Origin of the sequence: Vibrio sp. 1CM23M (assembly GCF_023161755.1) — a bacterium.
Lineage (GTDB): Bacteria > Pseudomonadota > Gammaproteobacteria > Enterobacterales > Vibrionaceae > Vibrio > Vibrio coralliirubri.
The window spans coordinates 206,831-223,033 of the sequence record NZ_JALNTR010000006.1 but is presented as its reverse complement, the minus strand read 5'-3'; the positions used below and the strand labels follow the sequence as shown (position 1 = coordinate 223,033).

Below are 16,203 nucleotides of genomic sequence, written 5' to 3'. Positions count from 1 at the left end.
TTAGGGGCACAAATGGATTTGTCGATTACTTCTTCTTTGGCGTTAATTGGACTCTTGTCTTTAGCTTGTCAGCTGCTCGGTTGGCGTTTACGTCTTCCCGCTATTCTTCCTCTCCTCATCGTCGGTCTATTGTTAGGCCCCGGCCTGAATATCCTAAATCCCGATGCCATTTTCGGTGATGTGTTGTTTCCTATGATTTCCTTAGGGGTTGCCATCATCCTGTTTGAAGGTGCATTGACCCTAAATTTCAAAGAAATCAGGGGCCATGGTCGGATGGTGACTCATCTCGTGAGTTTCGGCATGTTGATTACATGGGCGTGTATCGTTGTGGGTGCTTACTACTTTGTTAACTTTAGTTGGCCATTAGCGGCGCTATTCGGAGCCTTGGTAGTGGTGACGGGCCCGACAGTGATTGTGCCTATGCTGCGCAGTATTCAGCCTAAATCCTCCTTAGGCAGTATCTTGCGATGGGAAGGGATAGTGATTGATCCCATTGGCGCTCTGTTTGCTGTTCTGGTTTATGAATACATCGTCTCTTCGGCCGATCCTACCGGACACGTTCTGTCAGCTCTGGGCCTGACGTTAGTCATAGGTTTAGGCTTAGGGATCATCGGTGGCCATTTGATTGCCAAGATGCTGCAAGGGCATTGGGTACCGCACTATTTACGTAATGTGGCTGTGCTGACGCTAATGTTGGCGGCGTTCTCGTTTTCCAATGATCTGAGTGAAGAGTCTGGTTTATTAACCGTGACCATCATGGGGATCTGGCTTGCTAACGTGAAGGGCTTGGATATCGAAGACATCATCGAATTCAAAGAAACCTTAACCGTGTTGCTTATTTCTGCGTTGTTTATTCTGTTAGCGAGCAGGCTCGATTCAGGAACCTTCCTCTCGATAGGTTGGGGTGGGGTTGGCCTGTTAGCGATAGTGATGCTGGTGGCGCGTCCTTTGAGCGTGTGGTTCAGCGGGATCGGTACGGATCTTACTTCTGCGGAAAAATGGTTTTTGAGCTGGATGGCGCCGCGCGGGATCGTGGCTGCCGCGGTTTCTTCTCTGTTTGCGATCAAACTTCAAGAGAAGCAATTGATTGACGGGGCAGATTTACTGGTGCCAATGGTGTTTTTGGTCATCATTGGTACGGTAGTGATTCAGAGCCTTACCGCGAGTTGGTGGGCGAGAAGGCTAGGTGTGACTCAAGAGAAGGCGCAAGGCGTTATCTTTTTTGGTGCGACTCAGTTTTCACGCCAGTTTGCCAAAGTGCTAGCCACACACAACATCAACAGTGTGCTTGCCGATACCAACTGGGAGAGCATTCGTTTAGCGCGTATGGAAAACTTGAATGTTTATTTTGGTAACCCAGCTTCGAGCCACGCTGAAAATAATCTGGAATTGGATGGAATAGGGCGTGCGATGATCGTGTCGCCTTATCGTCAAACCAACCCGTTAGTTAGCATGCACTATCAAGACGAGTTTGGTGGAAATAAGGTGTTTGAGCTTGAATCCTCAGAGAATAAACATGAAAGGCACCAGGTGAGCCGCGATGGCAATAGAAGTCTGTTTTCGGAAGGGGTTACCTATTCTAAGCTTAACTCACTGATGGCTCAGGGTAGCCAAATTAAAAGTACAGGTTTGACCGAGGCATTTGATTTAAAAGAGTTTAATGCTTTGTATCCTAAAGCCATTCCTCTTGGGGTGATCACTGGCGGTGATTTCCGTTTAATGACACAAGGATCTGAGTTGGAAAAACTCATATCAACGGAGTGTGAGCTTATTAGTTTATTACCGCCTTCTGAACAGACGGAAAAAGTTGAGAGTCCAGATAAGTAGCAACGAGCGCTTCATCAAAAGCGAGTCACCCCGTTTTAAAAACGAATAGCTAAGTACCAAAGCATCAAAAAAGCCGCAACGTTCATCACGTTGCGGCTTTCTAATTTATTTATATGCGCTGCGGACTATTTCGAGTGAAATTGCTCACAAGCGATCATGGTGTTCTCGATTAGGCTCGCCACCGTCATTGGGCCAACACCACCCGGCACAGGTGTGATGAAGCTTGCGCTTTCTTTCGCTACGTCGTATTCAACGTCACCCACTAGTTTGCCAGATTCCAAACGGTTGATACCCACATCGACCACAACAGCGCCTTTCTTAATCCAAGCGCCAGGAATGAAGTTAGGTTTACCAACGGCAACTACAACAACGTCTGCTTGACGCACGTGACCTTCAAGGTCTTTGGTGAAGCGGTGACATGTTGTCGTCGTACAACCTGCTAGAAGAAGCTCTAGCGTCATTGGGCGACCTACGATGTTTGATGCGCCAACCACAACCGCGTGCTTACCACGTAAGTCGATGTTGTAACGGTCAAGCAGCGTGATGATGCCTTTTGGCGTGCAAGAGCGAAGCTTAGGCATGCGCTGAGCCAAACGGCCGACATTGTAGGGGTGGAAGCCATCAACGTCTTTTTCTGGCGTGATACGCTCAAGAACGTGAGTGCTATCAATGCCTGCTGGTAGAGGCAGTTGAACAAGAATACCGTCGATTTCTGGATCGTCGTTCAGTTGGTCTACCAGTGTTAACAATTCGTCCTCTGTCGCAGTGGCTGGCAAGTCGTAAGATTTAGATACGAAGCCAACTTCTTCACACGCTTTACGCTTACTTCCAACGTAAACCTGAGAAGCAGGGTCTTCACCCACTAAAACAACCGCTAGGCCCGGAGCGCGTAATCCAGCTTCAGTACGAGCTTTTACACGTGCAGCAACTTCGGAGCGAACCGTTTGAGAAATTAGCTTTCCATCAATATTTTGAGCAGTCATGAATTTCCTTAGTATTGATATTCAAGTTAGTGGCTGGTGTTTTTGGCGCATTATTCCAGAAAATCTTTTTGATTACCATCAAGCAAACGTTTGCTTTGGTCTATTTTCCAACACTTATATGTTTGTTGGCCTTTTTTTACCCACTTAGATCAGAATGTTACATAAAGCCGTTGCTTTACTGATTCGAATTCGTATAATTCGTTCCTGTAGCGCGCCCTTAGCTCAGCTGGATAGAGCACCTCCCTTCTAAGGAGGTGGTCGAAGGTTCGAATCCTTCAGGGCGTGCCATTATTCCTGCGGGCACAGTCTTTCTTATTAATTCTGAGAGGACTGTGCCATGCACACTGCTACAAATATCACACTTTCTACACCAACCCTAGAAACCCCTATTCCTGTCTGTATAGAGTTTTATATCCATACTAAGGCACAATACCACAAGTCTTATCTAGGCTCCTTACAGTACCGCTTAGCTCGTATTTCATCTTGGTTCTCTGCGTATTCTATTCGTGAGCTAACACTAGCACCGTCATCTAGAAGTTTAATTACTCAGTTTATTGATTTTCGCCTTAAGAAGGTTAAGTCTGGCACTGTGAGAAAAGATGCATCCACGCTACAAGCAATGATTAACTGGTTGCGAAAGGATATAGGTTTACAGATTCCTGATATCTTCAAGCAGATTCGAATCCCAAGTGACTATGGAGTTCGGTCGTTTGTCCCGACTGAGCAAGAAGTCTATGACGTTATCAGTCACCTTCAAACTGAAGAACTCCGTGATGCTGCCTTGTTGCTTGCTGAAACGGCATGTAGACGGAATGAGATACTAAAACTTCAACAGTGCGATATATTTCTAAAAGAGAGATTTATTCACCTTCGTAATACGAAGAATGGAGAAGATAGAAAAGTTCCGTTGAGTTCAGTAGCTGTTTCGATTCTTCGTAAACGACTGATTATGATTGAAGGTAGGACAGAAACTTATCCGGTCTTTAGCATCATGCCAGAGTACTTGAGTAAACAGTTTCGTAAAGCTGCAGACGAAGCTGGGTTAGGTGATTTTGTTTTGCATACATTGAGACATTACCGCTTGAGTAGTTTAATAGCGGCTGGGCACGATGCTGTTTTAGTATCAAAGGTATCTGGTCACAAAGACCATCGTATGCTTAACCGCTATATTAAACTTGACGCCACAGCTTTGGCTGGCTTGCTATTCGATTGATAGCTAATGTTTTTTGGCTATGTGTAGTGGTACTGTGACGTCATTCGAGCTTTTTGTATATGGATACATATCTAATAGACTTAACCGTTTGACGTGTGACTACCACGGGCAGTCAGATAGACAGTGAAAGGGGGAAGTCATTTATTTGATTTCCTTTTTTTTCAGCGTCTCTTTTAATTGGTAGGATAAATAGTAGATTAAATAGTATGTTCCTTAGTATGTTTGTGTCTACTCAGTGAACATGGGATGACGCCTTACTGCACAAGGGGTGTAGCGTGAAGAGGTAGGGGGTATCGACTTGTACTTCATACCCTGTCGGATAGGATAAGAAAGCCCCCGAAGGGGCAACCTTAGAACGGTGATTCTTCTGCTAGCTCTGCTTCAAAATCACCCCACCAGCTTGAAGTAGGTACAGGCTCCAGACTTACTTCAGGTTGAGTAAGAGGGGAAGATTCAACATTTACCAGTACTTCTGGTTCACCATCCTCTGTTCTCATTTCCACAACTTCAGACTGGCTTGACTCGGTTGAATCTTCGCTTTCTTCCTGTTCTTCAGTTTGTGGTATCCCAAGCCATGTATAGAGTTTGGAGGTGTTTGCACCACTATCATTTACTTGATAGAGACTGCGAATAAAACCTAACTCTTCGAACTTTTGGAGAGCGCTGTTTACGGTTGAACGTACACAACCAGCTTCCCTTGAAAGGCGTCCTTGACTGGGAAAGCAACTATAGACACCATCTTTCTTTGGGCTACCTAAGTAGCTTGAGAGGCACACCAACACTAATTTTTCAGTGGGTGTAATGTTGTGGAGTTGCTTTAAGTTTGCTTCGATAATTTGTTTAGTTATCGTAAATTGATTAGACAAAACGTTGTCTCCTATTTAAAGGAAACTATGGATTGCTCTAAACCTTTTCAGCATGCATCTAATTTTACCTGTATTACCCACAGTATCCATCTGTTGATAAAAGCACCGGAGAATTGGTGCAGGAATTGGCAATTCTACCTGACTGGCTCTTCTCGTCTAATACTATCTCGCTATAAGTTGCTATTAACTAAATACTGCCTTGAATATGAAGCACAGTCCTGTGGAGGCAGTGCTCAAATCAATCGATAAATAGATGTAGCTCAAAGAATGGTTCAGATGTTATGGATTACGAGTGAAGTAGCATAGAGATACTATATAATCCCGTAAAAATAGAAGGGGTTAGATAATGATAACAAATGAGATTTATGAAGTACCTTCAAATCGACGTTACTGGATGATTAGGTCTAGTGGTGGTCACTATTACAACCACTTCACTTCTAATAATTGTATTGGTATTGGACATCTAAATGTATTGGATTTGGAGTCAAAGGCAGCAGGAGAGTTCAATAGCACTGAAGCTGAACTAAGACATGCACTAAGGCAGAAAGGCTTTGAGAAGAAGCGCTTTGATAAGTACAACAGGCAGCTAAAGCAAGCAGCTAAGTTTATTAATGAAATGGCTATTGGTGATTGGATTATCACTGTTGGTCAAGCTGGCTACAGGTACGGTGTAATCACCAGTAACGCATACATTGAGCGAGAGCCTGTAGTGCTAGAGGGTGAAGTTCGTGGCTACAGAGGTGACGCTGATATGCACCTACGTAGAAGAGTTAACTGGGGACCTGTAATCCGCAGAGAGCATGTACCTTATGGTCTGGCACAAGCATTACGAGCAAGACAGACAGTCACTTGTCTTGATGACCATTGGCAAGCGCTGTGTCATTCGCTGTATCCAGTGTTCACGAAGAAAAATGAACTGTACTTGTCAGTAAAGATTGGAACTGATAAACCAATTAATAGCTATTCAATAGGTACTTTGTTCACATTGTTTAGCGAAATTGAGGTGCTTGCTAAAGAGTTCGAAAACCATTTTATTGATAAGGACTTCAATCGTGACCAATTTGATGCTGTTTTCAAAGGTTATTTAAATGCCGGGTTGTTGACAGTATCTAATAAAGCGCAGTACCAGTCGCCTGGTGATGCTTGGTTTAAGTTCGTCGTTGATAAATACCCAATAGCGTTGGGTATATGGTTCGCTTCTGCTGTGCTACTTGGAAACGATGTAATCGGTATGCAAGGTATTATTACAGATGAAGCACATCAGAAGTTGTTAGATTCTGCATTTGAGTTGCTACTTGAAAGAGATGTGTCGGAAGAACTCAAGAGACTAGAACTTGATGTTCCAAAGTTCAGAACAGGTGAGCTTGAAGTTCCTGTAGAGCGAGAGTTACCAAAGCTTCCAAACATGAATCAAGAAGCCTAACTTGACATAATTTGGCTTGGAACATAGATTAATTGCCTAGCATAATACATTGCTAGTTTAGTCATTTGACTGTGCCGAGCTGTATAGCTCGCACTGGGGAGCGAAAGCGACCGTACCTCCCTTCTAAGGAGGTGGTCGAAGGTTCGAATCCTTCAGGGCGTGCCATTATTCTATAAGGCCTGATAACTTTTTAAGTTGTCAGGCCTTTGTCGTTTCTGGCATATGTAGTTAAGTATATGGTCAAGTAACGATGAATCTACAGGTATGGCAAAGTGAAAAAAAGCCCACGTTCAGAGGTCAATTAAGTGGGCGAATAAATCTTAACTTGTCGCTTCAAAGTTTGCGATAGCTCCTCTGGCGACTAAAACATAAGCTATTGCATGAGTGGGTTATTAATTGGCTTTCCAATATCGGGCAGTGGTCTTTCGTTCGTATCCCCATAACCAATCTTAAATCTGACTCGATTTATGCAAATTTTGTCGATTTGTGGAGTCATCAAATCAAATTGATTAAACCTCTCTTCAAGGTGTGAATGTTGTTCTTTATACGCCTGAATGACACGACGTAATAAGCGATAGAAGTCTACCTCTTCGAAGCCCAACGCCGCGATTCTCGGAGAAATAAACCTTAACACCGTAACAAAGTGACCGGTTAATAAGTCGTGGACCAAATAGTGTGGCGGTAATCGTGTGAGGGTTTCTTTGATAGATCCGTCAAGCGAGTTTAACTCGGGAAACTCTTGATTGACGATTCTTAAGTCGCCATGGAAGTCTTTGATAATACAACCACAAGGTATATTGTCTTCTAGAACTAGAGTGATGTTTTGTCCATGCGCAACAAGACCAACGCCATACTTACACATCAAATGGTAGAGTGGGACTACGACATGGCTAAACAGTTTTTCTAGCCACTGCTCAATAGTGATATCTGATGCATCGATTAGAGAACCAATTAAAGGCTTTCCGTTGAGGTCTCCTTGCATCAAAGCAGCCATAGTGATTGGACGTTTATGTTCTGCAATGATGTGCTCAGCACGCTCACGCCAAATGCACCCCAACATCTCTTGATATCGATAAGGCCCTTGCTCAAGTTGTGATTGAAATGGGTGGGGAGCATAAAAGCCTGCGACTTCTTGTTGAACATGTAAGCCAGCCGCTTTTAATGTTTCATCCGTTTTCGTGAGTTTATCTAGCCAAGAAGATAGCTCAGGTCCTTGAACAATAAATTTTCCTGGAATGCCACGATAACAAGAAGTATTGAGAATACTCAAAGCGGTTTTAGCGTCATAAGCAATATGTTTAGAAGGTGAGCTGAGTGTACGAATGGACTGTTGAGCTTTCCAATCTGCCCCAGCTAGACCGAGATCGACGATATCACCGTTCATAAACAAGCAAGCATACTGACTGGTTAGAAATCGTTGGAACTGCCAAGGGTGAATGGCAACTAGCCAAAAATCTTGATATTGAGCCCCTAACTTTGCGTTTAATTGATCGAATTCCGCCTCACCAAGAACGTTTTTTAGAATGCTATCGTAGCTTGTCGACTGGGCAATTCCAGCTTCGCATTGAGATTTACGAATGGCTAACCAACGCAATTGAAATGGATTACCAGACTCTGGTGAGTATTGTTCTAAATTATCGACACCCCAGCCAAGACGACCCTTGTTAGCAATTGCTTTTGGATGTGCATCGATATATTGCTGACGGTCGATTTCACTCATGGAAGTTAAATCGTCAGCTGTCATTCCTTCTAGCTTTTTCATTCTGACCATATCGCTATAAAGGGTTTGCTGGACCTCTTCAAGCAGGTTAGCCAAGTTGATGTCAGATATTGTTAAATATTCATTTAAATCAATAAGTAATTGAGGTGCTAAAGGTGCTTTACCACTTTCGCATTCTATACTGTCTTTGGCGATTTCAAGCATCCCCCAAATTGTGATACTGGCTTCAAAGTACCATTTGTCATTTTTGGTTTCTAAAAACCAAACCCTGTCCTGTTTCGTTGGTTCTAGAAGTTCTTCATAGTGAAGTTCAGAGATGATTTTCGCGCACAGAGAGCGATTAACACTTAGCCAAGAGTTCGGTGTCATTGTGTCCAATCCGTTAGTAAGTTGATTTATTTAATAAACCAAATGGTGATCATTATTTATAAAATGAATTTAAGTTCATAATATTATTGACACACTGTAACATAAATGGCAATTATATTAACAATCATTCTCATTTGCATTGTTGATCATTATGAAGTCGGCTTTTTATCTGGTATTGATATCGCTTGGTATCAACCAGACTCTGGTTGTTGCTGCTATTCCATCTTTGTCAGGTTGGCTTGAAGCATCTGATATTAACGCCTCTATGGGGGGGCTGGTGCTTGCCGTAAACATGAACCTTGTCAGTTACTGGCTTGGTGCCAGCCGTTGGGGAGCTGTTGTCAGTAAGTTTGGCTTTACAAAATCATTTCAACTAGCTGCATCTGGCTATGCTTTCTCTTGCTTGACGTTTGTTGCCCTGATCTTAGGGGACGTACCGAATTTGTTGCTTTTAGGCGGAAGTCGATTTTTGATTGGCGCCTTTAGCTGCGCGTTTCTTCCTCTATCTCAAACTTTGTTAGCAACTAAAAACGACGCGACACCTGCGGCACTTTCTCGCTTAAGTAGTGCTCTCACGCTCGGAAGACTCGTTGGTCCAAGTTTGGTCTTTCTTCCTATGGAGTTTGGCTACTTACTTCTGCTTCCTATCGTCATGGTCTTGCCGTTATTTTTCACTCGCTGTGATGCAGGGCAGTGGAAAAAAAATGTCAATTCGACGTCTAAGAAATATTCGATAAAACCAATGCATTATTTTGCATTTACTGCCGCGCTGCTTACCACAGCCTTGGTCGCGGTATTCCAATTCTTTGTTTTACAGTTCTTATCTCTACATGGATATCAAGGGGAGAAAGGGACCGACATTTATGCGTCGTTGATGCTTGCAACGAGCATTTTGCTCGTGGTGTATCAACTTCGTTTTATACCATCTCTCAGTCAACGCCAATCCAATCACTTTATGGGTATCTTGTTATCTAGCCTAATTATTGGCAGTGCTACCTTAGTCATGTTTGGGATGAATTGGTGGGGGCTCGGGGGCTCACTTGTGTGGCTACTCTTAGCCGTCGCAGGTTTACCGGCTTGGTATACCGCGAGATTACTTCAAAGTGAAAACGATACTTTAATGCAATCAAAGCTTAGCGGGTATTTAACTCGAGCTTATACAAGTGGACACATCCTAGGGACAGGATTTGCGGCATTGTTTCTTAATCAACAGTGGCTGCTCTCTATTTTGATCGGGCTTATCTCTGTCTCTCTAATCTATTGTGTGTTGCGGCTTAATTCATCGTCGGAATTGGAACAAGCACGCACCTACTAATAATCTAATTAATAAGAATGGACACTAACGATATGAACACCACCACTCGATGCATGGCTAAGCTTAGCCCAATTGCGTTATTGGTTTTTGCTAACCTTGCTCACGCTTCTGATACAGAGACCATTGTTGTAACCGCTAATCGAGCTGAAACGGCTATTTCGGATGTTGCTGCAACCATGTGGGTTGTTGACCAGCAAGAGCTAGAAAAAGTCATAAATACTGGTGCAGATCTCAAGAATGCTCTTGGTCAACTTATCCCTGGCTTTGATTTTGGTAGTGACGCACGTACTAACTTCTCTCAGAATTTACGTGGTCGTACGGCTCTATTTATGATCGATGGTGTATCGCTGAACTCAACACGAAACATTAGCCGCCAATTGGATAGTATTGATCCTTTCAATATTGCTCGAATTGAGGTGCTTTCAGGAGCCACTTCAGTATACGGTGCCGGTGCTGCTGGCGGTATCATCAACATCATCACGAAAAAAGCGGAGAGTGATGAGCTAACATTTGAAACGAGAGTTGGTGCATCTTCTGGCTTCAACAACAGTGACGATTTGGCAAAAGAAATTGCGGTTGCGGTTTCTGGTGGACATGGCGATCTGAAAGGCAGACTTTCAGTTGCGTATAGTGGAACTGGCGGTGTGTACGACGCAAATGGTGATATCGTTCGCCCTGATATTACTCAAACAGATTTGCAGTTCAATGACACAATAGATGTGATGGCAAACGCTGAATACTCGTTTGATGAGCAACAAACACTGTCTGTTAGCGCTCAATACTACAATAGCGAGCAAGACTCGGAGTATTCTACCTATCTTGGAGCAAACTTGGGCGGTCTTTTCAATGCTTCATTGATCGAGACGCGTAAAGGCTTGCAACTGGATGAACAGCCAAACACTGAAAGATACATGGTTAATGCTCAATACAGTCATGCCGATGTGTTAGGTGGCCAATTGTTAGCTCAAGCTTACTACCGTGATGAGTCTATTCGTTTCTTCCCATTCCCAACGATAACACGAGTATCTCTATCGCCTTTGCCAGGTAACATATACCCGCTCTACGGTGCTTCTGAGCAGAACACATCTGTGTTTGGTGCGAAGTTAGCATTAATTAAACAGTTTGAGTCTGTCTCTGCAACATTTGGATTAGATGCTTCTCAAGAGTCGTTTGATGCTAGTCAGACTATCTATGATCAAGCAACGTCAGTAGGTTCGGGTGGCATGGTATTCGTACCTTCTCAAACCGCACAACGTTACCCAGATGTGGATAGCCGTTTCATTGCGTTATTTAACCAGTTAGAAATGGAAGTGACATCAGACCTTACCGTTAGTGGTGGATTCCGTTATGAGCGTATTGAGCACGAAATTGGTGACCATGTTGGGGTTCTACAACAACACCTAGCGCAGCTTGGGGTGTATTCAAACCCAGATTCAATTGCTGGTGGTAAGACCGATTATGACGAGTGGCTGTTTAACTTAGGCGCGGTTTACCATTTAAACAAGACATCACAAGTGTGGGCAAATGTATCTCAAGGTTTTGATGTGCCAGATCCAGCTCGCTTTTTTGGGCAAGGTCAATACGATGGGCCATATGGTGAAGGCTCGAATCTAGTCTCTTCGACATCAGTATCTAATACCGAACTTCAAGGTGTTAAAACAAATGCTCTAGAGCTTGGTTGGCGTATGTCCGAAGGTGACTTAGATGCTCAAGTTGCGTCATACATTTCACTTTCAGATAAAACAGTAGATTACGATCGCTCCACATTTGCGGTTGTTGTAGAAGACGATGACAAACGTATCTATGGTGTTGAAGGTCAAGCAGTATATAGCTTTACGGACAGTATCTACTCAGGTGTGAATGCTCACTATGTGAAGAGTGAAACTAAAGTTTCTGGTGACTGGAAAGATCTATCTGCTGCATCAGCGAGCCCTAGTTCCGGTAGTGTGTGGTTTGGTTACGATAACCTTGAATACGGCGCAGAGCTGAGAATCAATAGCTTCATAAGCTACGAAGATGATGATGGCGAAAAGCTGGAGAGTTACACTCTTGCTAACGTGTCATCTTACATGGCATTACCGGTTGGTCAGTTAAACCTAGGCATTTCAAACCTGTTCAACAGAGAGTACGAGACGCTTTGGAGCCAGCGTTCGCAAATGCTTTACGGTGCGAGTGTTCCTGAAGAAATTTTCACTCACAACGGTCAAGGTACTACCTTCTCTGTTGTTTACAGCGCGACATTCTAGGGTTTGAATGTGCTGAAATTTAACGATGTTTCCCTCCAGTTAGGAGGGAAATCTATTCTCAAACCAATGAGCGGTGGGTTCCCTCAAGGATCTATCACCGCCTTGATTGGTCCTAACGGCTCAGGGAAATCGACACTTTTGTCGGTGTTGAGTCAATTACGACAACCTGATAGTGGAGGAATTCTACTTCGCGGTGATCCAGTCTCTAACTTGTCTCGAGCAAAGATCGCTCGCGAAATCGCTCTTATGCCACAGCGTAACCCCGTCCCTTCAACTTTATCAGTGGCAGACTTAGTCGCGTTTGGTCGACATCCGCATCGCCCTTGGTATCGTCGCTTAGATGCGCAAGACAAAGAAGCCATTGATTGGGCAATTTCTGTGTCTGGCATTGAACATTATCGAGACCGATTATTGAGCGGCCTTTCTGGTGGTGAATTGCAGCGTTGCTGGCTAGCCATGGTACTTGCTCAAGATACTCCACTTTTGATGCTGGATGAGCCAACGTCTTGGTTGGATATCCATCATCAACAAGGGTTATTGGAGATTGTTAAACGACTCAATGAAGAGTTTGGTAAAACCATTATTTGGGTACTCCATGATTTGAACCAAGCCCTTCAATACAGTGATAGAGCCATGATGCTGCAAAATGGAGATTTAGTTGCTTCTGGTCTGGTCGATGATGTGATCACCGCAGAAAGAGTGAGTCATATCTATCAAACTCCAGTTCGTGATCACGATATCGATGGGCAGCGAATTTTGTGGACGGAGGTTCGTGCATGAGGCGTTTATCTTGCATCCTCATTTCAATCTTAACGGTCTTAATACCATCTATTGTTTATGCAAATCAGCCTTTCATCGATAAAGAGGCGGCTTGCCTATCAACCTGTGTGAGTCTTAATCAGCCTGCTAAAAGGGTGGTGGCGTTAAACTGGTCTGCAGCAGAGATGCTTTTATCTCTTGGTATAAAACCCGTTGGTATTACTGAAGGAAGAGGTTATCGAAAATGGCAAACCAACAATCCACAATTGCCAGAAGATGTTGTAGAAGTAGGCCGCCGCCAAGAACCAAACTTAGCGGTTATCGCGAACCTAAAGCCTGATTTGATCGTTGGATATGACTTTCGACATCAGCGCTTGTACCCAGTACTGAACCAGATCGCACCCACTCTGCTTTATCAGCAATTCCCAAGGTTAGATCAGCCGGAGTTTCGGTATTTCGAACAGGCTCAACAAATATTTGCCACTCTAGCCGTTGTAACAGGGACCGAGAGACAAGCGGCTCTGATGTTGGACGATATGGATAAAACTCTCGTCAAATTGCGCAAAGCGATTAAAGAGTCTGGTCTTGCTGGGACTTCGGTAACCTACGGCAAATTTGTGGGCATGGGATATGGGCTACGAATTTTTTCTAACCACAGTTTGGCAGGCTCAGTTGCTGAACAGTTGGGTCTGAACTATCAGTGGCAGAGTTCGTTGCCTGGTAAGGATTTTGTTCATCTTCAATTGGAACAGCTTCCGGGTGTTATTAATACTCATCTTCTACTAGCAGGTAATCAAACCGATAGTGAACGGATGACTCGTTCTCCGGTTTGGCCATACTTGCCCTTCGTCAAACAAAACGCACTCTCTGAAGTAGAACCACTTTGGAGCTTTGGTGGGCCTAAGTCGATTGAGCGAATGGCTAGAGTATTTACAAAGTCACTGCTGGATTGGAAGGAGAAGAGCAATGGTTAGATTTTTCAGCTGTTCATTGTTGGCATTGTCTCTCGTTGTCGCAGGTTACTTATATACGATTTCTCCTATCTCAGATCTGCAATTGAGCCAAGTGATGTTTGACGTCATTTGGCTCCCGACGGTTGGAATGGCGATTGTAACAGGGGCATTGTTAGCCAGTTCTGGCGTATTAATTCAAGTATCGCTCGACAATGATTTTGCTTCTCCTTCGACGTTAGGTGTTGCCTCCGGCGCTCTACTTGGCGCTGTTCTAGCAAGAGTATTTTATCCTGAGGGCGGACTCATCTTTGTCTGGTGTAGCGCATTTCTAGGCAGTGTTGCGATTGCCTTTCTTGTCGTTATGGTGGGTCGACTTATTGGTGGGGGAAAACTGCCAATAGTGTTAGTTGGTATGGCTATTGGTCTTGGTGCCGGCGCGGTTGCTTCTGTATTTTTGCTTTACTTCGAACATGAAACGGATGGGCTGTTCCTATGGGGGAGTGGACAAGTTCTACAAAGCTCATCCGAAGCATTTAAACAGTTTTCTTTGCCAGCCTTTATTACGTTGGCGCTGAGTGTCCTCGTGCTGCCTAAGCTTTCACTGTTTCAGCTTGGTGAAACACATGCGCATGCATTGGGTTTATCAGTAAATCGTTGGCGTTGGGTGATTTTGCTCCTTGCTATTTCTCAAGCGGCTCTGGCAACTGCGATGGTCGGTATGATTGGTTTTATCGGGCTTATGGCTCCCCATTTGGCTCGTTATTTGACGGTGAACAAATACCAAGGTCGAAGTGTTACAAGCCTTTGGCTTCTATCCTTGGTGATTGGTGCGATGTTAGTGCTGCTGGCCGAATGGTGTTCAAGAAGTCTGCTGTTCTTAGGCTATCGATTACCAACTGGTGCTTTCGCGGCGCTTTTGGGCGCACCATTCTTCTTACTCCTTTTATTTGGAAAGAGTGGGCGAGCGCTTGCTGCTACAGAAGATCAAGTGATTGGTCTACGTCCATTGTTAAAGCTTTCACCAAGTCATGTGTTACTGGTTCTCGGTGTGATTCTTATCATGACAGTGGGTTATTGGTCTGAACCAAGTAATAATATTGGCTCTGATTGGGTAATGAGCAGGATTGTTTTAGCAGGACTTGCAGGCTTTGCATTGGCTTGCGGCGGGACTTTGCTACAAACACTATTCAGAAATCCGTTAGCAAGCCCTGATATTTCCGGGGTCAGTACCAGTTCAGTTTTAATGATTGCTTGTCTGTTGGTGGTTTTCCCGGGAGCCAGTCACAACATGATCGTATTAGCCGGTCTAACCGGTGCTCTCACCGTTATAGCGCTCCTTTTTTGGGGGCTCAAATCACAACTTAGCGTCTCTCAACTCGCGCTGTTTGGGATTGTTATTTCTGCATTTACTGGCACTGCCACTCACATCTTGTTGACTTTCGGTAGCACAACATCAACGGTCACTCTCATGTGGCTGTCTGGTACAACTTATGGCGCGTCTGCTGAAAGCATTATGCCTTTGGCTGTTACGCTCGCTTTGTCACTCATTGTTATGGTTCCTATTCTACGAAGCCTAGACATCATGCCTTTGGGAGAAGTGATTCCTCAAGTCGTGGGGATTGCTCTTACCCCTTACCGTCTAGTGCTGCTCGGGGTTGCTGCTCTATTAACGGCGGTTGCAATATCAACTGTTGGTGCAATTAGCTTCGTTGGCTTGTTAGCGCCACATTGCGCGCGTCTATTGGGTTTATATCGTCATGTTCATCTGATTCCCGCCGCGGGTCTTACTGGTGCGTCTCTTTTAATTTGGGCTGATGGAATAGGACGCAGTCTTATGCCCCCTTCTGAAATAGCAGCTGGCTTGGTCGTGTCTATTTTAGGAAGCCTTTACTTCTTACTTTTACTACTAATCGGATATCGAAAACAACGTCATGGAATTGATTAAATTTCTTCAACAACGTGTCTCTTATCATGTTCATGAGTTATCTCTACCAGCTCCGGCTGGGTGTGATTTAGAGACCATACTGCAAACCGCAATGAGTACTCCAGATCATGGGAATCTTAACCCTTGGCATTTTCTAGTGATAGAGCATGAACAAGTTGAAGCACTGGTCGAACTATTGAGTGCCGCATGGGTTGCGTCTGATGTGAATGTAGATAAAGGGCAAGTCAAACGACTATCAAGTTATTTACGCCAAGCTCCGATGCTGGTGCTGGTCTCTGCAGAGATCAAACCACACAAGGAGATCTCACAACAAGATCAGATCCTTTCGGCGGCTGCAGCATGCCAAATGATACTCCTAGCAGCGGATGCGAGTGGTTACGGTGGCGTTTGGTATTCGACGGAAGCTGTGGACCTGCCAAATGTGAAAGAACATCTGCACCTTAATGAGAGTCATGTTCCTGTGGGTTTCTTGGTACTAGGTACACCTGCGGAAACACGTAAAAAGCGTAGACGGTGTGCAAAACCGCTGACATCAAAATGGTCGCCACAGACGACCTATTAAATAATGAAATGAATCCTAAGAG

12 protein-coding genes and 1 tRNA gene are annotated in these 16,203 nt (G+C 44.3%); 10 read left to right on the top strand and 3 right to left on the bottom strand.

The window, feature by feature from the left end:
* Positions 1–12 precede the first annotated feature (12 nt).
* The gene (locus tag MSG35_RS18055; RefSeq protein WP_248384677.1) at positions 13–1,827 is read left to right on the top strand and encodes a sodium:proton antiporter; all 1,815 of its coding nucleotides are present in this window, start codon (positions 13–15) and stop codon (positions 1,825–1,827) included.
* Between the two features lie 125 nt (positions 1,828–1,952).
* Here the strand turns inward: MSG35_RS18055 and folD are convergent, their stop codons facing one another.
* Positions 1,953–2,810: a bifunctional methylenetetrahydrofolate dehydrogenase/methenyltetrahydrofolate cyclohydrolase FolD gene (folD, locus tag MSG35_RS18050; RefSeq protein WP_017062367.1), complete on the bottom strand. Its 858-nt coding sequence runs from the start codon at positions 2,808–2,810 to the stop codon at positions 1,953–1,955.
* A 211-nt stretch (positions 2,811–3,021) separates the two neighbouring features.
* Here folD and MSG35_RS18045 point away from each other — a divergent pair.
* Positions 3,022–3,098: transfer RNA gene (locus MSG35_RS18045), tRNA-Arg, on the top strand.
* 49 nt (positions 3,099–3,147) lie between these two features.
* Positions 3,148–4,023: a site-specific integrase gene (locus MSG35_RS18040; protein WP_248384676.1), complete on the top strand. Its 876-nt coding sequence runs from the start codon at positions 3,148–3,150 to the stop codon at positions 4,021–4,023.
* Positions 4,024–4,373: 350 nt separating this feature from the next.
* On the opposite strand, the gene MSG35_RS18035 is transcribed toward MSG35_RS18040, so the two are convergent.
* Positions 4,374–4,889: a helix-turn-helix domain-containing protein gene (locus MSG35_RS18035; protein WP_248384675.1), complete on the bottom strand. Its 516-nt coding sequence runs from the start codon at positions 4,887–4,889 to the stop codon at positions 4,374–4,376.
* Between the two features lie 346 nt (positions 4,890–5,235).
* On the opposite strand from MSG35_RS18035, the gene MSG35_RS18030 reads away from it, so the two are divergent.
* Entirely contained in the window at positions 5,236–6,312 is a 1,077-nt protein-coding gene (locus MSG35_RS18030; RefSeq protein WP_132941148.1) for a hypothetical protein, read from the top strand.
* Positions 6,313–6,685: 373 nt separating this feature from the next.
* Here MSG35_RS18030 and MSG35_RS18025 read toward each other — a convergent pair whose 3' ends face one another.
* On the bottom strand, positions 6,686–8,236 hold the full coding sequence (locus MSG35_RS18025) for an IucA/IucC family protein (protein ID WP_248384674.1): 1,551 nt from the start codon (positions 8,234–8,236) through the stop codon (positions 6,686–6,688).
* A 316-nt stretch (positions 8,237–8,552) separates the two neighbouring features.
* Between MSG35_RS18025 and MSG35_RS18020 the strand changes: the two genes are divergently transcribed.
* The 6 genes from MSG35_RS18020 to MSG35_RS17995 are packed head-to-tail and all read left to right on the top strand — an operon-like array spanning position 8,553 to position 16,181.
* Positions 8,553–9,716 (top strand): MFS transporter, encoded by a 1,164-nt coding sequence (locus MSG35_RS18020; RefSeq protein WP_248384673.1) that lies wholly within the window; start codon positions 8,553–8,555, stop codon positions 9,714–9,716.
* 32 nt (positions 9,717–9,748) lie between these two features.
* Complete coding sequence (locus MSG35_RS18015) at positions 9,749–11,962, top strand: TonB-dependent receptor (RefSeq protein ID WP_248384672.1); 2,214 nt, start codon at positions 9,749–9,751, stop codon at positions 11,960–11,962.
* A gap of 9 nt (positions 11,963–11,971) precedes the next feature.
* Positions 11,972–12,742: an ABC transporter ATP-binding protein gene (locus MSG35_RS18010; protein ID WP_248384671.1), complete on the top strand. Its 771-nt coding sequence runs from the start codon at positions 11,972–11,974 to the stop codon at positions 12,740–12,742.
* On the top strand, positions 12,739–13,695 hold the full coding sequence (locus tag MSG35_RS18005) for an iron-siderophore ABC transporter substrate-binding protein (protein WP_248384670.1): 957 nt from the start codon (positions 12,739–12,741) through the stop codon (positions 13,693–13,695). Before MSG35_RS18010 ends, MSG35_RS18005 begins: the two co-directional genes overlap by 4 nt.
* Positions 13,688–15,619, top strand: coding sequence for an iron ABC transporter permease (locus MSG35_RS18000; protein ID WP_081230103.1), 1,932 nt, complete (start codon positions 13,688–13,690; stop codon positions 15,617–15,619). Before MSG35_RS18005 ends, MSG35_RS18000 begins: the two co-directional genes overlap by 8 nt.
* The gene (locus MSG35_RS17995) at positions 15,606–16,181 is read left to right on the top strand and encodes a nitroreductase (protein WP_081230102.1); all 576 of its coding nucleotides are present in this window, start codon (positions 15,606–15,608) and stop codon (positions 16,179–16,181) included. Before MSG35_RS18000 ends, MSG35_RS17995 begins: the two co-directional genes overlap by 14 nt.
* Positions 16,182–16,203 lie beyond the last annotated feature (22 nt).